This is a genomic window from [Clostridium] aminophilum (assembly GCF_900101295.1).
Taxonomy (GTDB): Bacteria; Bacillota; Clostridia; order Lachnospirales; family Lachnospiraceae; genus Clostridium_R; species Clostridium_R aminophilum_A.
Map to the genome: position 1 here is coordinate 1 of NZ_FOIL01000051.1, position 18,813 is coordinate 18,813.

Below are 18,813 nucleotides of genomic sequence, written 5' to 3' on the forward strand. Positions count from 1 at the left end.
AGGCTTCCGGCAGTATTTATATCGCGGAAAGAAAAATGTTCTTGCGCAAAGTATTCTGGTTGCGTTGGCATACAATATCAATAAGCTCCATTTTAAGATTCAAGGCAATCGGACCGGAACCTTTCTGACAGAGATGTCGAGAATTGCATAATTTTTAGTAGTTCAAAACAGAATCCAGAAAATGGAATCAGCCACATCAGTGGCTTTGTTAAAGTGCGTTTTCGAATCGTCTTTGCCTCACATAAACTTAAAATCAGCGGCGAAAGCCGCTGATTTTGCATACGAAAAGGTGCTGCGTACCAGTTGAAAAATCAACTAATGCGACAGCACCTTTGCTATAGAGGACGGCCGGTGCATTGCATATTGTAAACTCAAATAAAGCAATAGGTTGACAATTCAAAAAAGACTGTTTACGATAGGACTCGTTGAGAAACGCTGCGCAGTGTTCCAGACAAAAAGAATACACTCTGTGTGATGAAAAATCCGCACAGGGGAGGGGAGAACAAGAAGATGAGAAACTCTAAGATCAGAGATCTGACCTTTATGGCCATATTCATTGTATTGATCGCAATTGGTGCCAGAATCACGATCCCGGTGCCGGTCTGCCCATTCACGCTGCAGTTGGAATTCACCACTCTTGCGGCATTGATCCTCGGATGGAAGAAAGGCGGATTTGCCGTTTTTGCCTATGTTCTGCTGGGACTGGCAGGGCTTCCGGTGTTTGCTGCCGGCGGCGGACCGGGATATATTGTTCAGCCGACGTTCGGGTATCTGGCCGGGTATATTTTCGGAACCATTGTGACCGGGCTGATTGCGGGGAAAAACCGGGAGCACAAGAGCTTTATCCGCCTTCTGGCTGCCAATCTTGCGGGACTCATGGTGGTTTACACATTTGGCATGGCTTATCTCTGGTTCATCCGGAACATTTATATGACCGGAAATCCAATCACCTTTGAGGCACTTGTGATTTACTGTTTTCTTCTGGCTGTTCCGGGCGACATTCTGCTCTGTGTTTTCGCGGCGGAACTCGGGAGGCGGTTATTGCCGGTTCTGGAGAAAAATGATCTTTTGCTGGACAACCGGACCCAGGTGGCCGGTGTGTAAGAACAGGGAGAATGAGGAAGATGAGCAGAAATCTTTTTATTACGGGAACCGGAACGGATGTCGGCAAGACATTTGCGGCGGGGCTGATTGTGAAGAAACTTCATGACGCGGGAGTCCGCGCCGCCTATTACAAGGCAGGCATGAGCGGCAACGAGCGGAGTGCGGACGGAACGCTGATTCCGGGGGATGCGCTCCATGTAAAAAATGTGTCCGGGATCCCGCAGCCGATAGGGGAAATGAGCCCGTACGTCTACGAACACGCGTATTCACCGCATCTGGCTTCCCGGCTAGAGGGAAATCCGGTTTCATTTGAGAAGGTCCGGGAAGGATTTGATCAGGTGTCTCAAAAATATGATTTTGTGACCATGGAAGGGAGCGGAGGAATCACCTGTCCGCTGGATTTTGACCGTGAAGAGCTCTATCTGGATCAGATGGTGAAACGCCTTGGACTTTCGTCGGTCATTGTGGCGGATGCGGGGCTCGGAACCATCAATTATGTTGTACTGACCGCAGAGTATATGAAAAATCATGGCCTTCCGGTAAAAGGAGTCATTTTCAACCAGTGTCATCCGGGAGATGTGATGGAGGAAGACAACATTTTCATGTGTGAACATCTCACCGGACTTCCGACCATCGCGAAGATTAAGCCGGGAGATACGGAACTGGAGATCAGCGCAGAAGACCTGATGAGACTCTATGACTGAAAAGAGAATAAAAAGGGAGAAGAATCAAGATGCCGACTGAAAAGAATCATATCTGGTACCCGTATACCCAGATGAAGAATATGAAAGAGCCGTATCATATCATCGATGCGGAGGGAGTCTATCTGTACACGGAAGACAGCAAACTGATCGATTCCGCATCTTCCTGGTGGTGCATGATTCATGGATATAAAAATCCGGAAATCACGGAGGCCATTAAGCGGCAGGCAGATAAATTCTGTCATGTGATGCTCTGCAATCTGACCCATGACGGAGCTCTGAATTTTTCCAGAGAACTCGCCGATTTTCTGCCCGGAGATCTGAATCATGTGTTTTTCTCCGACTCCGGGAGCGTCAGCGTGGAAGTTGCTCTGAAAATGGCGCTGCAGTATTACGTCAATGATGCCGTTCGCCGGGAAACACACAACGAGCGGACGAAAGTTCTGTCCCTGACACATTCCTATCACGGAGACACTTTTAAAACCATGGAGATCGGAGATGATGAGGATTATCATTTTGCATTTCCGGAGAAAAAAGGTGTGACACATATCAATACGGAGATCGACGAACTGGAAAATGCGTTCCGCCGGGAGGGCGAGCAATATTACTGCATGATTGTGGAGCCGCTGCTGCAGGGAGCCGGCGGCATGCGTATGTATGATGTCAGCTTTTTGAAGAGAGCGAGAGAACTGTGTGATCAGTACGGCGTACTCCTGATCTTTGATGAAGTTGCCACCGGATTTGGAAGAACCGGAAACCGCTTTGCGGCAGATCTCGTGCTTCCCGATATCATTTGCCTCGGAAAGGCACTGACCGGCGGTTATGTGGGACATGCCGCGACGGTTGCATCCGAGAAAGTTTATCAGGGATTTTATGACGATGATGAGAGACTTGCGCTTATGCATGGGCCGACGTTCATGGGAAATGCTCTTGCGATGGCGGCCGGCCTCAAATCGCTGGAGATCTTCCGTCGGGAAAATTATATGGATAAGATTCATCATATTGAGGCGGTTGCCAGGAGGGAGATCGCAGGGTACGAAGCGGAAGGTCTGCGAGAAGTCCGGGCGATGGGAGGTTGTATCTGTTTTGAGGCGGACAACGGAGAATCTCTCTCCGGATTTCAGGATTTTGCCGCAAAGAGGGGCGTGTTTGCGAGAAATTTTCTGAACGTACAGTATGCGATGGTTCCATACATTATAAAAGATGAGGAACTGATACAGATTATTGATACCATGAAAGCATGGTGGGAAAGATAACATTAATGTGGAAGAAAGACTGCAATCTAAGTGATAATTCAGATTGCAGTCTTATTATTGTTTCATAGTCTTCCTTCTTTTGAAAAATTTACATTAAAACCAAATTCCATGCAGGAAGAGTTTATTGTTAATCTTCGAAAAATAATTCAGAACGGCAAAAACAAAGCACTTCTGATCTCCGCCACGGGGGACGATGCAATAATACAGACAGGACGAAAAGCCGCTTAAAATAAGGCTTTTTCGGACCTGTCATTTTTACGGAAACATAATATTGTTTATCAAGAGAAATGAACAGGCTCGGACCGTGAGAAATCACAACGTCCGAGCCTGTTTTATTTTGCGTGATAGAAAAGTGTTGCCTGAGTGTTAGAAATTGGATTGCTATAGAAAAACGTTGATATTGCCAGCAATTGGCTCATGTTAACTGAGTGTTAGGTTAAGCGTTACCGCAATATCGATACTTAGCATAGCGTCCTTTACCACATGTGGACTTTATTTTTGTTTTCAAAGAAAGTAGAATAGGGTAATTCAACAAATTGGGATTTATAGGAGGAATATATAAGTGATCGGGGTTTATCTAAGCGGAACCGGGAACACGAAGCACTGTGTCGAAAAGTTGGTGCATCTGATGGATGATACGGCACTGTGCGTTCCATTAGAAGATGCGCAGATAAGATCATTATTGGAAAAAGAGGGGACCATCGTATTGGGTTATCCGACACAGTTTTCTAATGCGCCTTTCATGGTGCGTGATTTCATCAATAAAAATGATTCTCTATGGAAGGGAAAGAAGCTGTTTATAATCAATACAATGGGGCTGTTCAGCGGCGACGGAACAGGATGTACTGCAAGACTTTTAAAGAAGCATGGTGCGGAAATCCTTGGCGGTATGCAAATAAAGATGCCGGATTCCGTTTGCGATAGCAAGCTTTTGAAAAAGAGCGTTGAAGAGAACATACAGATCGTAAAGAGCGCGGATGGGCGCATGAAAGAAGCTGCAAGGCAGATATCCCCAGGAAGGTTTGTCCGTTATTGCTCATATTAAGGGATTGTTTGGCCAGAGACTATGGTTCTATCGTAAAACGAAGGGGTACACGAATAAACTGAAAATCAGCGATTCGTGTATTGGCTGCGGTTTATGCAGCAAAGAGTGCCCGATGAACAATATTCAGATAGAAGGCAACCGGGCAACTTCTGGAAATCGTTGTACGATGTGCTACCGTTGTATTAGCTTATGTCCGCAAAAGGCTATTACTCTTTTGGGTGATACGGTGAAGGAACAATGCCGGTATGAAAAGTATGCTCAATAAATTCTTATTTGCGGATAAGAGGCACTTGCCTGATATAGTGAAATGACCCCTACCCTAAAAAGCCGGGCTCAGGCGAACCCTTCTGACACATAAAAGCAGAGATTGTATCAACGTAGATAGTATGGAGGACGGATGGGAATTTCCGGGCGGCAAAGTGGGTGACAAAGGATCAGATCGGAGGTGTGGACTGGCTTCCGGCGGATCGCACCATTCTGGATGCGGTAAAGAGCGGGATGTAAGAACTGACCGGAAGAGAGTCTGCCGCCATCGGGACGAATTCGGTTCTGCGCAACAGCCCGTTGCGTGAAGATCCGCGCTTTTCATACTACAATGTAGAAAAGGAGGAAGGAACATGAACACGAAGGATGTCTTATATGAACTCAGAACAAAAAACAAGCTGTCGCAGGATGAACTGGCGGAAAAGATTTTTGTGACCCGTCAGGCAGTATCCCGCTGGGAGAACGGTGAAACCGTACCGAACACAGAGACATTAAAACTTCTGTCAAAGCTGTACAATGTTTCCATCAACACCCTGTTGGGATCGCCCCACAGACTGATCTGTCAGTGCTGCGGAATGCCGCTGGAGGATGAAATCATCGGCCGGAATAAGGACGGATCGATGAATGAGAATTACTGTAAATGGTGCTATGCCGACGGAACATACACCTACAGTGATCTGGATGAACTGATCGACGTCTGCATCCCTCAGATGGTGAAGGAGGGGTTTACGGAGGATCAGGCGCGGAATTATCTGAGAGAAACTCTTCCGAATCTGGATTACTGGAAACGGTATGAAGAGCTCAGTGACAGCGGACAGTTTGAGGAATTCAAGAAGAAACTGATCGGTGAGATCAATGATCTCCACATCGACGGGATGCCAAGGGTTGAAAAGCTGAACGCGCTGGTCGGACGGTTTGTGAATCTGGAATATCGTCTGCCCAATGGGGAGACCGTAAAGTTTCTGGATGATCAAACGACATATCTGGGTAATCAGCTGGAGTCGGAGTTTGGCGGAGATCGCTGCTTCGGAGTGCTGGCCAACATGGATTTTATCCTGATCAGTACCTATGGGCCCGAGGGCAGGAATCCGGAACTTGTGCTGTATAAAAAGAGATAAATAACATAAAAGCCGCAAACCAAAGGAATCGGTTTGCGGCTTTTTGCATCGTTATTCCGCGTCTTTTGTCAGCTCGCGGATGAGCCCCATGATGGTCTCGACGGCATTGCCCTGATGACTCTGGCGCATGGCGGAGATGTACTCGGCGCGTTTGGCGTAAGTGTCATTTACGGCGGCAAGCAGCGTGTCGGCAGTCATCACTTCCTCCTCGAGGAGGGCGGAATATCCCTGCTTTGCAAAGGAGCGGGCGTTCAGGATCTGATCGCCGCGGCTTGCCTTTGCGGAGAGCGGGATCAGGATATTCGGTTTGCGGAGCGCTAAAAGCTCGCAGATAGAGTTCGCACCGGCGCGGGAGATCACGAGATCGGCCGCCGCAAACAGGTGCCGGAGCGGCGTATCGACGTACTCATACTGGACATAGCCGTGGGTTCCGATCAGGCTCTCATCGAGGTTTCCTTTTCCGCAGATATGGATGACCTGGAATTTCTCGAGGAGAGCGGGAAGCGCAGCACGGACGGCGTTATTTACCACAACCGAGCCGAGGCTTCCGCCGATGACGAGGATCACCGGACGGGTATCGTAAAGCTTTGCATATTTGAGACCCGTCGCCCGGTCGCCGGTCAGGAGTTCTTCGCGGATCGGAGAACCGGAGAGAACCGCTTTTTCTTCCGGAAGATACTGCAGGGTTTCCGGGAAGTTGCAGCAGACTTTGGTCGCGGACGGAATGCAGATCTTGTTCGCGAGACCCGGCGTCATATCGGACTCGTGGATGATTACCGGGATTTTCAGCTGGTGTGCGGCTAGAACCACCGGAACCGCGACGAAGCCGCCTTTGGAAAAAACGACGTCCGGGCGGTATTTCCAAAGGATATGATGCGCCTCCGCGAAACCCTTCAGCACGCGGAACGGGTCGGAAAAGTTCTTGAGGTCAAAGTACCGGCGCAGTTTTCCGGAGGAAATGCCGTCGTACGGAATATCTGCCGCTGTGATCAGCTTTTTCTCCATGCCGTTGTAGGAACCGATATACCGGACCTCGAAGCCGTCCGCCCGGAGGGACGGAAGAAGCGCAAGGTTCGGGGTGACGTGACCGGCGGTTCCGCCGCCGGTCAGAACAATTTTTTTCATAATCTGATCTTTTCGGATGCGCCGGGAACGGAAGCACCCTTTTCCTCCTGTGAGAATTTGATCTTTGTGTTACAGGAAAACTCTCTGAAATTCCGGTGACACAAAAACGCTCCCCTTAGTACCACGGGGATGGGGAAGCGGAAGCCCGCCTGCGAACTTTGTTCTGCCGTAAGTATACTCCTTTTTGGAAGCGGATGGAAGATTCGGCTTCCGGGGCCGTTCGGAAGCCGGACTTCCGCGTTGTCGATTCTTGAGTAAATATTGTAAAGCATCCGAAAATCATCTATAATTTTTTCAAGTGTATCCTGAGATAAGAGGATGCAAACACATCATTGGAAGATGCAGCATGTCAAAACTGCAGAACTCATATAACACAGAAAAAGAGAAACAGCACAGCAAAAGAACACAGCGAAAAGGAGGGCTTATGCTCGGAATTATCGGTGCGATGGACGAAGAGGTCGCAAAAATAAAGGAACACATGACAGAAACCACAATTGAGAAGATTGCCGGAATGGAGTTCCACAAGGGAATTCTCGAAGGAAAGGATGTCGTGACGGTCCGCTCCGGAATCGGCAAGGTAAATGCCGGAATCTGCACGCAGATCCTGATTGACCATTTCGGCGTGAATGCGGTGATCAATACCGGTATCGCGGGTTCTCTGCGAGGCGATATCAAGATCGGTGACATTGTCCTGTCGACGGATACCGTTCAGCATGATATGGACGCCAGCGGGTTCGGTTATTCGTATGGACAGATCCCGAGACTGGACACGCTCTCGTTCCCGGCGGATGAGAAGCTGATTGATCTGGCGGAAAAATGCTGCAGGGAAGTCAATCCGCATATCAATGTATTCCGCGGCCGGGTTGTCAGCGGAGACCAGTTTGTCTCCGAGCAGACCAAGAAGGATACCATTGCAAACATCTTTGAGGGCTTCTGCACAGAGATGGAAGGAGCTGCGATCGGTCAGGTCGCATACCTGAACAAGATCCCGTATCTGGTAATCCGCGCAATTTCGGACAATGCCGACGATACCGCGGGAATCGATTATGACACGTTTGAGAAGCAGGCAATCGAGAATTCCGCAAAGCTTATGATTGCGATGACCGCAGCTTACGAGGGCTGATGCGGATAGGAAAGTCAGTCATTCACGGACATTCCGGAAAACGGGAAGCCGGAGGGAGCGAAGTCTTCCGGCGGACCGGATTTTTCGAAAACCGTGAAACAGATCAGTTGAGAAAGAGGCAAAGATGTTTCGTCTCTGGGGAAAAATAATGAAGGACAACCGTCTGGAGCGGGATACGGAGTACCGGACCATCGATTATTCCAAATCCCGCACGCAGATGGTACTGGACGGCGTCGATCAGATCTGTCGTGAGTTTGATCTGGCGAACCCGATCTGGCTGGAAAAGACGATCCAGGAGTTTAAGTATCATGACAAAGCCCGGTTTACGCAGGACAATTTTATCGAGCCGCTGGAGTTCGATTATCTGGAGATACAGGTCCTGGAAGAGTAAGGTGACCGCGGCGCACAGGCGTTGAGTATGATTTCATGCCGAAAGTCATGCCAAAAGCGCAGGATTTGCAGTGACAAGGTATATGAAATATGGTACAGTAGCACTATTCCTCGTTAGTTTAACAGGAGGAGTCTGATGGCACAGAACATTGATTTCGAGGCGTTTCTGAAAGAGGCGGAGCAGGCGCTGGAGGAAACGGCGCAGTTTTCCCGTAAGGAGGAAGAACTGCAGACCAAGGTGGAAGCATTGGAAAAGGAGCTGGTCGGCGAGAAAAAGGCGACGGCTTCCGCAATCGATACCACTGTTCAGAAACGAAGAGCGGAATTGGAAGAGAGCTATGACACGGAGGCAGAGAAGATCCAGTCGCTTCTGAAAAAGGCGAGAGCCCGCAGGGAAAAAGCCAGAAATCAGGGGATCCGGGACCGGATCGCAGAAGATACGGAAGAACTCCGGGAGAATAATAAGGAACTGGAAGGAAAGCTGAGGGATATTTACCGCTCCGACCGTGTTCCGGTGATCTGCCGGACCGGGCTTTACAACGCATTGTATTTCCCGCGGTCGTTTGGCGATTTCGTGACGATTCTGGCATTTCTCCTGATCCTCTTCGCGGCGGTTCCGATCGGAGTATATTATCTCGCGCTTCCGGAACAGAAGACGGTCTATCTCGTCGGTATTTATTTTGCGGCGGTGGTCGTGTTCGGCGGCCTCTATGTTCTGATTGGCAATATGACCAAAAACCGTCACATGAACGCGCTGAAAGAGGCACTGAAGGTTCGGGGAATGATCCGCTCCAACCAGAAGAAGATTGCCGTCATCGCGTCTTCGATCCGGAAAGAGGGCGACGATACCGTCTACGATCTGGAAAAATACGATGACGAGATCGCCCGCCTGGAACAGGATCTGGCGGATACAATGGAGAAGAAGAAATCCGCGCTGAATACCTTTGAGTCGGTTACCCGCACGATTATCACCGATGAGATCGCGGGCGGGACAAAGGAAAAGATCGATCGGCTCACGGCAGAACTCACGGAGACAGAAGGTCAGCTGGATTACACCCGACAGGTTGTAAAAGACAAAAAGATCTCTATGGCAGAGCGGTATGAGAGCTATGTCGGCAGAGAGTTTATGACGAAGCAGCGGCTGGAGGCACTTCGCGAGCTGATCGCGGGCGGAGAGGCTGCGAATATCAATGAAGCCAGAGAAAAGTATCTGGCACGAACCGAGAAGAAATGATGCAGGGAAGCAGGGGATTTTCGGGTCCCCTGCCCTTTGTGTGCGAGGCGGAAAACCATATGAGCGATATGAATCCATATCAGCGCGAGGAGCAGAAACAGCGGCTCCGGCGCAATATGATCGTCAGCGAAGATCCGGAATTGGACACCGGAGAAGAGGCTGAAGAAAAACCTTTCAGGCCTGCGCGCGGGCGGCGGAAGTTCGGCCGTCTGAAGATTGTTCTGATTGTCCTCTGCGTGATCGCCGCACTGGCGGGGGCATGGCATTACTATCAAACCCATCACAGGTACAGCGGCTATACGCAGGTGTGGTCCAAACAGATTCCGTCCACGGAGGGAAGCTATACCGGATACCGGAAGTTCGGATCGAACGTGCTCCGGTACACCAAGGACGGCGCATCCTATATCGACGGAAACGGTGATGTCGTCTGGTCCATCAGCTATCAGATGAAGGCGCCGATCTGCAGTGTGAACGGCGATTTTGCCGCGATCGCGGATCAGCAGGGAAATGACATCTATATCTGCGATACGACGAAGAATCACGGCAAGGCGACGACACTTCTTCCGATCATGCGCGTCAGCATCTCGGCTTACGGTGTGGTTGCGGCGCTGACGGAAGACAGCACGTCGAGTTATGTGTCATTTTTCAAAAATGACGGAAGTGATCTTGACTGGGGAATCAAGACGGTGATGTCGGGCAATGGCTATATGCTGGATGCGGCGCTCTCACCGGACGGAACACAGGTGATGATTTCGGATGTCCATGTAAACAGCGGACAGCTGGGAAACCGGATTGTGTTCTACAACTTTTCGGAATACGGAAAATCCTATCCGGACCGTCTGGTCGGAGGGTTTGATGAGTTTGGCTCCCATCTCTGCCCGAGAGTCCGGTTTTTCTCAGACCGGCGGGCGGCGGCTTTTGCCGGCGGACAGATCGCATTTTTCTCGATGGAGAATGTGACCAGCCCGGAACTGATCCAAATGGTGGATGTCAAGGACGAGATCAAGGCAGTAGCGGCATCCGACCGCTATGCGGCAGTGATCACCGCGGACGGAACGGGAGAATATCCGAACCGCCTGCTGATTTTCAATACAAACGGCAGGAAAATCGCAGACACAGGAATTTCCTGTTCCTGGCAGGAAATGGATATCGCGGATGATTACATCATCCTTCGGAATTCCGATTCCTGTGAGATTATCGGAACCAACGGAAAGCTCCGGTTTGACGGAACCTTCGACACACCGGTTTCGATGATCACCAAAGGAAAGAAGCCCGGAACGCTTCTTCTGACCGGCGGAAACACCGTGTCAGAGATCAAACTCCGATAAAGCATATAAAAAGTCAATGTATCATTCAGGAGGTTTTTTCTTATGAAACGAATTGATGAGCTGTCCGTCAACAGTATCCGCATTCTGTCCGCAGATGCGATTCAGAAGGCGAATTCAGGACATCCGGGACTGCCGCTGGGATGCGCGGCGATCGGATATGAGCTCTGGGCAAATCACATGAAGCATAACCCGGCAGATCCGAAATGGGCAAACCGCGACCGCTTTGTACTCTCCGGCGGACACGGATCCATGCTGCTGTATTCGCTCCTTCACCTGTTTGGTTACGGCCTCACGAAAGAAGATCTGATGAATTTCCGTCAGTGGGGTGCAAAGACCGCAGGACATCCGGAATACGGTCACACCGTCGGCGTTGAGGCGACGACCGGACCGCTCGGACAGGGCATGGCGATGGCTGTCGGAATGGCGATGGCGGAGGCACATCTGGCGTCTACCTTCAACCGGGAAGGCTTCCCGGTGGTTGACCATTACACATATGTTCTGGGCGGAGACGGCTGCATGATGGAAGGTATTTCCTCGGAGGCATTTTCCCTTGCGGGAACGCTCGGACTTTCCAAGCTGATCGTACTCTATGATTCCAACCGGATCTCCATCGAGGGAAGCACCGATCTGGCATTCCGCGAGAATGTTCAGGAGAGAATGGCGTCCTTCGGTTTCCAGACCATCACGGTAGAAGACGGCAATGATCTCGCTGCCATCGGCGCAGCCATCGAGGCGGCGAAGGCCGACACCACAAGACCGTCCTTCATCACCATCCGCACCGAGATCGGCTATGGCTGTCCGGCAAAGCAGGGAACCGCATCCGCACACGGCGAGCCGCTGGGAGAGGAGAACGTAAAGGCACTTCGAGAGAATCTTCAGTGGCCGTACGACGAGGCATTCTTTGTTCCGGATGAGGTTTACCGGAATTATGCGGACATCGCTTCCGAAAAGGCCAAGGCTGAGGATGAGTGGAAGAAGATGTTCGAGGCTTACACCGTACAGTATCCGGATATGGCTGCCCTCTGGAACCGCTACCACGACGCCGACGACGCAAAGAAACTCTGGGATGATGCGGAGTTCTGGGCAGAGCAGGAGAAGGCGGAAGCAACCAGAAGTCTCTCCGGAAAGACCATCAATGTACTGGCCGGAAAGCTTCCGAACCTCTTCGGAGGAAGCGCGGATCTTGCTCCGTCCAACAAGACCAACATGAAGGACGGCGGTGATTTCGCGAAAGAGAATTATGCCGGAAGAAACATCCACTTCGGTATCCGCGAGCAGGCGATGGCAGCGATCGGAAACGGTCTCATGCTTCATGGCGGCCTGAAGGCGTATGTTTCCACTTTCTTCGTATTCAGCGATTACTGCAAGCCGATGATGCGTCTCTCTGCGCTGATGGGCCTGCCGCTGACCTATGTTTACACTCACGATTCCATCGGTGTCGGCGAAGACGGACCGACTCATGAGCCGATCGAGCAGCTGGCAGGACTTCGCGCAATGCCGAACCTGAATGTCTTCCGTCCGTGCGACGCGACCGAGACACAGGCCGCATGGTACAGCGCGATGACATCCACCTCCACACCGACGGCTCTGGTTCTGTCCAGACAGAATCTTGCACCGATGCCGGGTTCCTCGAAGGAAGCGCTGAAGGGTGGATACATCATCGACGACTGCGCCGGCACACCGGATGCAATTCTTCTGGCTTCCGGCTCCGAGGTCGGCTGTGCTGTTGAGGCAAAGAAGATCCTCGAGGCGGAAGGAAAGAAGATCCGCGTGGTTTCCATGCCGTGTACCGAACTCTTTGACAGCCAGAGCGCAGAGTACAAAGAGTCCGTTCTTCCGAACGCCGTTCGCAGAAGAGTTGCGGTTGAGGCACTCTCTTCCTTCGGATGGGGCAATTACGTCGGTCTGGACGGAAAGACCGTCACGATCGATCATTTCGGCGCCAGCGCACCGGGCAAGGTACTGTTCGAGAAGTTCGGCTTTACCGCGGAGCATGTCGCTGAGACCGTAAGATCCCTGTTCTGATTCACACGGGAACCGGTTCAGCGCCTGAGGGCAGGAAAACTTCGGAATATTCAGCAGCCGGCGGGGTGAAAGCTCCACCGGCTGCCTGTGCACAAAATGGGGGTGTGTCATGGATCACAAAAGGATATTCGGAATGGACATCGGCGGGACGGAAATTAAGATCGGATTGTTTGACGGAGAAGGGAATCTCCTGGAAAAATGGAGCATTCCGACGGACCGGACGGATGGGGGCTGCCGTATTCTTGCAGACGCGGCCGCATCGCTCCTCGCAAAAATGAGGGAGCGAGGTCTGGGATCTTCCGATGTCATCGGTGTCGGCGTCGGCGTTCCCGGTGTCGTCCTGCCCGACGGAACGGTCGAGCGGGCGGTCAACCTCGGATGGGGACGGCTCGATGCCGCCGGGGAGCTTACAGAACTTCTGGACGGCATCCCTGCCTTCATCGGAAACGACGCCAACGCGGCCGCTCTGGGCGAGGCCTGGAAAGGTGCCGGAAAAGGCCGCAGATCCCTTGTCCTGGTGACGCTGGGAACCGGTCTCGGAGCAGGCGTGATCATCGACGGAAAGATGATCACCGGAGCGCATGGCGTCGGCGGAGAGATCGGACACATGCGTGTGAGGGACGATGAAAAAGAGCCTTGTACCTGCGGCGGCTATGGCTGTTCACAGCAGATCTGCTCGGCAACCGGGCTGGTCCGGGAGGCGGAACGCCTTCTCAGCGCGGAACCGGAGGCGGAATCGGTTCTTCGGACGTTCGGATCCAGTCTCACCGCCCGCGATATCGCGGATGCGGCGAAGGAGGGAGACCGGATTGCGGAAAAAACAATGGATATCATGACGCGGTATCTTGGCCGGACGCTGGCGCTGACGGCCATGGTCGTGGATCCGGAGGTATTTATCCTCGGCGGAGGCGTATCCGCAGCGGGGAGCTATCTCACGGAACGGACAGAGAAGTATTATAAGGAGTATTCGCCGATCTCGGAATACCGGGCCGATGTCGTGACCGCGCGTCTGGGCAATGATGCCGGAATCTATGGCGCGGCGGCAATGGCCGGCGGTTTCGGGAACGGAAGAACAATTCTCGGGAAGTAAATATCCGAAAATGGCGGCAATGGGGCGTGCCGCGAAATGAAAGAACAAAGACAGAAAGGTTTATCATGTCGAAGAAAGAAACACTGACAATGAGTCACAATGATACGATTGTAATCGGTCATAAGAATCCGGACACAGATTCGATCTGTTCCGCCATCTGCTATGCCAGATATAAGGAGATGACCACCGGAGAGAGATATATCCCGGCACGCGCCGGCGCGCTTAACCCGGAGACATCTTATGTGCTGGACTATTTCAAGGTACCGGCTCCGGTCCTTGTGGAGAGCGTCAAGACGCAGATCAGCGATATTGACATCCATTGTTCCGCGGGCGTGAGCAAGAATATTTCCCTCAAGAAGGCATGGACAACCATGCAGGACAACAATGAAGTGACCATCGCTGCCGTAACGCCGGACAACAAGCTGGAAGGCCTGATCACCGTCGGCGATATCACCCGTTCCTACATGAATGTCTATGACAGCGGAATTCTGGCTGAGGCGAAGACACAGTACAGCAACATCGTCGAGACCCTGGAGGGAACCATGGTGGTCGGTGATCCGCAGGCATTTTTCGATAAGGGAAAGGTTCTGGTTGCCGCAGCGAATCCGGATGTGATGGAGCAGTTCATCAAAGAGCATGATCTGGTTATCCTCGGAAACCGCTATGAGTCCCAGCTTTGCGCCATCGAGATGGGCGCCGACTGCCTTGTTGTCTGCAACGGCGTTGAAGTATCCGTGACCATCCGCAAGATCGCGCAGGAAAAGAACTGCACGATCATCATCACTCCGTATGACACCTACACCGTAGCGCGGCTGATCAACCAGAGTATGCCGATCAGCCACTTCATGAAGACCGACGGCCTGATCACCTTTGAGCAGGAAGAGTATGCGGACGATATCCGCAGCGAGATGGCGAACAAGAGATTCCGTGAATTCCCGGTTCTCGACAGCGAAGGCCATTTCATGGGCTTCCTTTCCAGACGTCTTCTCCTGAACGCGAAGGGCAAGAAGGTTTGCCTGGTGGACCACAATGAGCGCACGCAGGCGGTTGACGGCATTGAAAATGCGGACCTTCGCGGCATCATTGACCATCATCGTCTGGGAAATATCGCGACCATGTCTCCGGTTCTGTTCCGCAATCAGCCGGTGGGCTGTACCGCGACGATTCTCTATCAGATCTACACCGATCACAATGTAGAGATCGATAAGACAACCGCGGGACTGATGCTGGCGGCGATCATCTCCGATACGCTTCTGTTCCGTTCTCCGACCTTTACCGACTGCGACCGCAAGGCGGCAGACGCGCTGGCAAAGATTTCCGGAGAGGATCCGGAGCAGCTGGCCATCCGCATGTTCTCTGCGGGAAGCGAGCTGAGCGGCAAGACCGATGAGCAGATCCTTCATCAGGACTACAAGAAGTTTAACGCCGGATCGAAGACATTTGCCGTTGGTCAGATCACATCCCTGAACACGGATGAACTTGAGAACCTCAGACAGCGCATGCCGGCTTATATGGAGAAGGCGCGTGAGAGCGAGGAAGTGGACATGATGTATCTTATGCTCACCAACATTCTCACGGAGAATACCATTCTTCTGGCCGTTGGAGCAGGCTGTGACCAGGCGGTGAGCGAGGCATTCCATGTCGAGTGCAAGAACGGCGAGGCTTCCCTGAAGGGCGTCATGTCCAGAAAGAAGCAGCTGATTCCGCCGCTGACGGCAGCGCTCAGCCAGTAAGTACAGATTTTTGTACATAAGAAAAAAACGAAAAGAGGGCATTTTCGCTGTATAATAACGGCGGAAATGCCTTTGTAGAAACCAAAGAAATGAATTGATAAAGACAGGTGCAGAAATGACATTTACATATCCGGCAGTATTTACGAAACACGAGGACAACAGTTACAGCGTGTATTTCCCGGATCTCGAAATGTGCACAGCGGAAGGCCGAACCTATGAGGAGGCTTCCGACAATGCCCGAGAGCAGGAGAGAAACTGGATCGAACTGGAGCTGGATGAGACCGGAGAACTCCCGGCGTCCACTCTTCCGGAGGATATTCATCTGGAAGAGGGAAGCGAAGTGCACATGATGATGTGCAAGATCAAGTTCCTTCCGGACAGCGAATAAATCTATGGGTGAAGAAAAGAAAAAACTGGTCTGGAAAGGCGGCAACATGCTTTATCCGGTGCCGGCAGTGATTGTGAGCTGCGCGGACCGGAACGGGGAGTCGAATCTCTTTACCGTTGCATGGACGGGGACGGTGTGCACCAATCCGCCGATGCTGTCCATTTCCGTGAGACCCGGGCGATATTCCTATCATATGTTGAAAGAGACCGGCGAGTTTGTGGTCAACATGACCACGGAAAAACTGGTGCGCGCCGCCGATTTCTGCGGCGTCCGTTCCGGCCGGGATATGGACAAGTGGGAGAAGTGCGGGCTGACCCGCCAGGATGCGGCGAAGGTTTCCGTTCCGCTGATCGCGGAGAGTCCCGTCAATATTGAGTGCCGGGTGCGGGAGGTCATCCCGCTGGGATCGCATGACCTTTTTCTTGCGGATGTTCTGGCGGTGGACGTGGATCCGGACCTTCTCGACGCGAAGGGAAAACTCTGTCTGGAGACCGCAAAGCCGGCGGTGTACTCTCACGGAGAGTATTACGGATTGGGAAAACTTCTCGGAACCTTCGGCTACAGTGTAAAGAAAAAAGGAAACGGCCGTAAAAAGAAGGGCGGAAAAATAGAATGGAAGAAAAACGGGGCAGAAACATTACACTGATCGGGATGCCGTCCGCCGGAAAGAGTTCCGTCGGCGTTGTTCTGGCAAAACGACTGGGATACCGCTTTCTGGATGTCGATCTGGTGATTCAGGATAAGGCCGGCAAGCTTCTGCGGGATATCATCGCCGAGGACGGACTGGAAGGCTTTCTGGATATTGAAAACCGCACGAATGCGGAACTGGACTGCGACCGGTCGATCATCGCGCCGGGCGGCAGTGTGATTTACGGAAAAGAGGCCATGGAGAATCTCCGGCGTCTCGGCATCGTGGTTTATCTGAAGATGAGCTATGACGAGCTGAAGCGCCGCGTCGGCAATGTCAAAGAACGCGGTGTGGCGCTGAAAGAGGGAATGACCCTGAGGGATCTCTACGATGAGCGTCTCCCGTATTTTGAGAAATACGCGGACATTACGGTTGATGAACAGGGAAAAACGCTCGGAGCCGTCATCGAGGAGCTCCGGGTTATGATGGAAGAGAAAGGATTCTCTCTCCGATAATATCGTTCCACATAGAGGTACAGTCAATGGGGAGACTGCTCCCAGGAAAGGAAGTTCGTGGACGAAAAACGAAAAATCACGAGGAGACAGCGCTATTCGATTCTGTCTCTGATTCCGGTCTATTTTATGACGATCGGCGTTCTGATTGATCCTCCGTGGAGGATTCTGAACGGAATGCTCCGCATTGTCACGGAACCGGATTTTCTGATTACCGATTATATCAAGATCGGCGGTATCGGAGCGGCATTTCTGAATGCGGGCCTTCTGATGCTGATGAGTATCTGGCTTTGTTACTATCTCGGTCTCAGCGAGGACGGACATACGATCACGTCCAGCTGTCTGATGTTCGGATTCTCGCTCTTCGGCAAGAATCTCATTAATATCTGGGCGATCCTGCTCGGCGTCTTCCTGTATTCGTACTATCATAAGACGCACATGTCGCGATATATATATATCGGACTGTACGGGACGAGCCTGTCGCCCATTATCACACAGATCATGTATACGGTTGATCTTCCGTACACGCCGCGGTTTCTCCTGTCGGTCAGTGTCGGAATCATCATCGGATTCATCCTTCCGCCGCTGGCGACAAGCGTCCATTACGCACATCAGGGATATTCCCTCTACAACGTCGGGTTTGCGGCAGGCATCGTCGCGACGGTCGTCGTGTCGGTGTTCAAGTCTTTCGGGATCAATACCCATTCCCGGCTGATCTGGTCCTACGGACATAACCGTCTTCTGTTCGGCGTTCTGGCGATCCTGTTTCTGGGAATGATTCTGGTGGCGCTGATCGACGGCGGGGATATCGTGATCGACAAGTACCGCAAGGTTCTGAAGACCACCGGCATGGGCGGAACCGACTTTCTGAAAAATGAAGGCGGCAGCCTGGTGATGCTGAACATGGGGATCAACGGTCTCTTTGCGACGGCAGCGGTCATCATGGTCGGCGGTGAACTGAACGGCCCGACCATCGGCGGCATTTTTACGATTGTCGGATTCAGTGCGACCGGTAAACATCTCCGGAATATTGTGCCGGTGATGTTCGGCGTGTGGCTGTCGAGCGTCAGCGGATTCTGGAGCGCGGATTCGCCGGCGGCGCTTCTCGCCTTTCTGTTTTCCACCACCCTTGCGCCGATTGCCGGTGCCTTCGGTGTGATTCCGGGCATCATCGCCGGTTTTCTGCACGCGGCGGTGGCAATGCAGATCGGTTCGCTCTACGACGGCATGAATCTGTACAACAACGGTTTTGCGGGCGGTATCGTGGCCATCTTTATGGTGCCGGTGATCCAGTCGATCCGCGACCGGAGAGCGCGTGCGCGAGGCGGCATTTCGCTGTAGGATTACCAATGCGGAGCCTTATATGTTTTATGAGAGCATGAGCAGTGACTTGTGTTTTCATCGGGAAAAGAACGTCTGTATCCGGCGGGAGACCGGAGGCAGGCGTTCTTTTTGTGGTGCGCCCGGCGGCGCACGTTTCTAACGGGTGAAAGTCCCGAATCCGCCCGGTAGTGGGAAGGATACAGCCGAAGGCAAGGGTGTCCGCCGCGAGGCGGGATCTGAAGGAAGCCGGATGTGGGAACAGACTAACCACGGGCAAACCTCTGGCCTGACGAACAGAAACCACATATGAGGTCACGCATGAGGGTAAGACTGCCGTACAAGCCAAAGCCCAATAACTACACGGAATCATGCGGGATAGATGAGGCAGGTAGATGGAGGGAAAGAAACGTGTCGGTACCCGGGGAG

Annotated in this window: 18 protein-coding genes and 1 pseudogene; 17 read left to right on the plus strand and 2 right to left on the minus strand. The window is 52.2% G+C overall.

The window, feature by feature from the left end; translation table 11 throughout:
• The first annotated feature begins 510 nt into the window (after positions 1 to 510).
• The 5 genes and pseudogenes from BMW41_RS11525 to BMW41_RS15355 all read left to right on the plus strand — a co-directional run bounded on the left by BMW41_RS11525 (position 511) and on the right by BMW41_RS15355 (position 4,371).
• The gene (locus BMW41_RS11525) at positions 511 to 1,104 is read left to right on the plus strand and encodes a biotin transporter BioY (RefSeq protein ID WP_074650222.1); all 594 of its coding nucleotides are present in this window, start codon (positions 511 to 513) and stop codon (positions 1,102 to 1,104) included.
• Positions 1,105 to 1,124: 20 nt separating this feature from the next.
• The gene (bioD, locus tag BMW41_RS11530) at positions 1,125 to 1,808 is read left to right on the plus strand and encodes a dethiobiotin synthase (RefSeq protein WP_074650212.1); all 684 of its coding nucleotides are present in this window, start codon (positions 1,125 to 1,127) and stop codon (positions 1,806 to 1,808) included.
• Positions 1,809 to 1,837: 29 nt separating this feature from the next.
• A complete protein-coding gene (gene bioA / locus BMW41_RS11535) occupies positions 1,838 to 3,061 on the plus strand; it encodes an adenosylmethionine--8-amino-7-oxononanoate transaminase (protein WP_074650213.1) in 1,224 nt (407 codons plus the stop codon).
• Between the two features lie 30 nt (positions 3,062 to 3,091).
• On the plus strand, positions 3,092 to 3,289 hold the full coding sequence (locus tag BMW41_RS15230) for a hypothetical protein (protein WP_074650214.1): 198 nt from the start codon (positions 3,092 to 3,094) through the stop codon (positions 3,287 to 3,289).
• A gap of 334 nt (positions 3,290 to 3,623) precedes the next feature.
• Positions 3,624 to 4,371, plus strand: a pseudogene (locus BMW41_RS15355) (EFR1 family ferrodoxin).
• A 169-nt stretch (positions 4,372 to 4,540) separates the two neighbouring features.
• On the opposite strand, the gene BMW41_RS15135 reads toward BMW41_RS15355, so the two are convergent.
• On the minus strand, positions 4,541 to 4,663 hold the full coding sequence (locus tag BMW41_RS15135; RefSeq protein ID WP_278280349.1) for a hypothetical protein: 123 nt from the start codon (positions 4,661 to 4,663) through the stop codon (positions 4,541 to 4,543).
• A gap of 60 nt (positions 4,664 to 4,723) precedes the next feature.
• On the opposite strand from BMW41_RS15135, the gene BMW41_RS11550 reads away from it, so the two are divergent.
• Complete coding sequence (locus BMW41_RS11550) at positions 4,724 to 5,488, plus strand: zinc ribbon domain-containing protein (protein ID WP_074650215.1); 765 nt, start codon at positions 4,724 to 4,726, stop codon at positions 5,486 to 5,488.
• 51 nt (positions 5,489 to 5,539) lie between these two features.
• Here the strand turns inward: BMW41_RS11550 and BMW41_RS11555 are convergent, their stop codons facing one another.
• Complete coding sequence (locus BMW41_RS11555) at positions 5,540 to 6,613, minus strand: undecaprenyldiphospho-muramoylpentapeptide beta-N-acetylglucosaminyltransferase (protein WP_074650216.1); 1,074 nt, start codon at positions 6,611 to 6,613, stop codon at positions 5,540 to 5,542.
• Positions 6,614 to 7,037: 424 nt separating this feature from the next.
• Between BMW41_RS11555 and BMW41_RS11560 the strand changes: the two genes are divergently transcribed.
• From BMW41_RS11560 to BMW41_RS11610, 11 genes are all read left to right on the plus strand, one after another.
• The gene (locus BMW41_RS11560; protein WP_074650223.1) at positions 7,038 to 7,736 is read left to right on the plus strand and encodes a 5'-methylthioadenosine/adenosylhomocysteine nucleosidase; all 699 of its coding nucleotides are present in this window, start codon (positions 7,038 to 7,040) and stop codon (positions 7,734 to 7,736) included.
• A 124-nt stretch (positions 7,737 to 7,860) separates the two neighbouring features.
• Positions 7,861 to 8,127 (plus strand): hypothetical protein, encoded by a 267-nt coding sequence (locus BMW41_RS11565; RefSeq protein ID WP_031473622.1) that lies wholly within the window; start codon positions 7,861 to 7,863, stop codon positions 8,125 to 8,127.
• A 135-nt stretch (positions 8,128 to 8,262) separates the two neighbouring features.
• Positions 8,263 to 9,360 carry a hypothetical protein gene (locus BMW41_RS11570; protein WP_074650217.1) on the plus strand — a complete coding sequence of 366 codons (1,098 nt, stop codon included), beginning with the start codon at positions 8,263 to 8,265 and terminating at the stop codon, positions 9,358 to 9,360.
• A 59-nt stretch (positions 9,361 to 9,419) separates the two neighbouring features.
• Positions 9,420 to 10,688: a DUF5711 family protein gene (locus tag BMW41_RS11575; protein ID WP_031473626.1), complete on the plus strand. Its 1,269-nt coding sequence runs from the start codon at positions 9,420 to 9,422 to the stop codon at positions 10,686 to 10,688.
• A 42-nt stretch (positions 10,689 to 10,730) separates the two neighbouring features.
• Positions 10,731 to 12,713, plus strand: coding sequence for a transketolase (gene tkt / locus BMW41_RS11580; RefSeq protein WP_074650218.1), 1,983 nt, complete (start codon positions 10,731 to 10,733; stop codon positions 12,711 to 12,713).
• Positions 12,714 to 12,822: 109 nt separating this feature from the next.
• Positions 12,823 to 13,803 carry an ROK family glucokinase gene (locus BMW41_RS11585; RefSeq protein ID WP_074650219.1) on the plus strand — a complete coding sequence of 327 codons (981 nt, stop codon included), beginning with the start codon at positions 12,823 to 12,825 and terminating at the stop codon, positions 13,801 to 13,803.
• A 65-nt stretch (positions 13,804 to 13,868) separates the two neighbouring features.
• Entirely contained in the window at positions 13,869 to 15,536 is a 1,668-nt protein-coding gene (locus tag BMW41_RS11590; RefSeq protein ID WP_330372133.1) for a putative manganese-dependent inorganic diphosphatase, read from the plus strand.
• Between the two features lie 115 nt (positions 15,537 to 15,651).
• Positions 15,652 to 15,924, plus strand: coding sequence for a type II toxin-antitoxin system HicB family antitoxin (locus BMW41_RS11595; protein ID WP_031473634.1), 273 nt, complete (start codon positions 15,652 to 15,654; stop codon positions 15,922 to 15,924).
• 4 nt (positions 15,925 to 15,928) lie between these two features.
• Positions 15,929 to 16,570: a flavin reductase family protein gene (locus BMW41_RS11600; protein ID WP_031473636.1), complete on the plus strand. Its 642-nt coding sequence runs from the start codon at positions 15,929 to 15,931 to the stop codon at positions 16,568 to 16,570.
• A complete protein-coding gene (locus tag BMW41_RS11605) occupies positions 16,537 to 17,067 on the plus strand; it encodes a shikimate kinase (protein ID WP_074650220.1) in 531 nt (176 codons plus the stop codon). The genes BMW41_RS11600 and BMW41_RS11605 overlap by 34 nt, the downstream gene beginning before the upstream one ends.
• 57 nt (positions 17,068 to 17,124) lie before the next feature.
• Positions 17,125 to 18,405, plus strand: a complete 1,281-nt coding sequence (locus BMW41_RS11610) for a DUF1576 domain-containing protein (RefSeq protein ID WP_074650221.1) — start codon at positions 17,125 to 17,127, stop codon at positions 18,403 to 18,405.
• Positions 18,406 to 18,813: the final 408 nt, after the last annotated feature.

What these genes read in the sequence shown, in the direction of transcription:
- BMW41_RS11525 (WP_074650222.1), top strand. Translation starts at nt 511, where the DNA reads ATGAGAAACTCTAAGATCAGAGATCTGACCTTTATGGCCATATTCATT.
- bioD (WP_074650212.1), top strand. Translation starts at nt 1,125, where the DNA reads ATGAGCAGAAATCTTTTTATTACGGGAACCGGAACGGATGTCGGCAAG.
- bioA (WP_074650213.1), top strand. Translation starts at nt 1,838, where the DNA reads ATGCCGACTGAAAAGAATCATATCTGGTACCCGTATACCCAGATGAAG.
- BMW41_RS11550 (WP_074650215.1), top strand. Translation starts at nt 4,724, where the DNA reads ATGAACACGAAGGATGTCTTATATGAACTCAGAACAAAAAACAAGCTG.
- BMW41_RS11555 (WP_074650216.1), bottom strand. Translation starts at nt 6,613, where the DNA reads ATGAAAAAAATTGTTCTGACCGGCGGCGGAACCGCCGGTCACGTCACC.
- BMW41_RS11560 (WP_074650223.1), top strand. Translation starts at nt 7,038, where the DNA reads ATGCTCGGAATTATCGGTGCGATGGACGAAGAGGTCGCAAAAATAAAG.
- BMW41_RS11565 (WP_031473622.1), top strand. Translation starts at nt 7,861, where the DNA reads ATGTTTCGTCTCTGGGGAAAAATAATGAAGGACAACCGTCTGGAGCGG.
- BMW41_RS11570 (WP_074650217.1), top strand. Translation starts at nt 8,263, where the DNA reads ATGGCACAGAACATTGATTTCGAGGCGTTTCTGAAAGAGGCGGAGCAG.
- BMW41_RS11575 (WP_031473626.1), top strand. Translation starts at nt 9,420, where the DNA reads ATGAGCGATATGAATCCATATCAGCGCGAGGAGCAGAAACAGCGGCTC.
- tkt (WP_074650218.1), top strand. Translation starts at nt 10,731, where the DNA reads ATGAAACGAATTGATGAGCTGTCCGTCAACAGTATCCGCATTCTGTCC.
- BMW41_RS11585 (WP_074650219.1), top strand. Translation starts at nt 12,823, where the DNA reads ATGGATCACAAAAGGATATTCGGAATGGACATCGGCGGGACGGAAATT.
- BMW41_RS11590 (WP_330372133.1), top strand. Translation starts at nt 13,869, where the DNA reads ATGTCGAAGAAAGAAACACTGACAATGAGTCACAATGATACGATTGTA.
- BMW41_RS11595 (WP_031473634.1), top strand. Translation starts at nt 15,652, where the DNA reads ATGACATTTACATATCCGGCAGTATTTACGAAACACGAGGACAACAGT.
- BMW41_RS11600 (WP_031473636.1), top strand. Translation starts at nt 15,929, where the DNA reads ATGGGTGAAGAAAAGAAAAAACTGGTCTGGAAAGGCGGCAACATGCTT.
- BMW41_RS11605 (WP_074650220.1), top strand. Translation starts at nt 16,537, where the DNA reads ATGGAAGAAAAACGGGGCAGAAACATTACACTGATCGGGATGCCGTCC.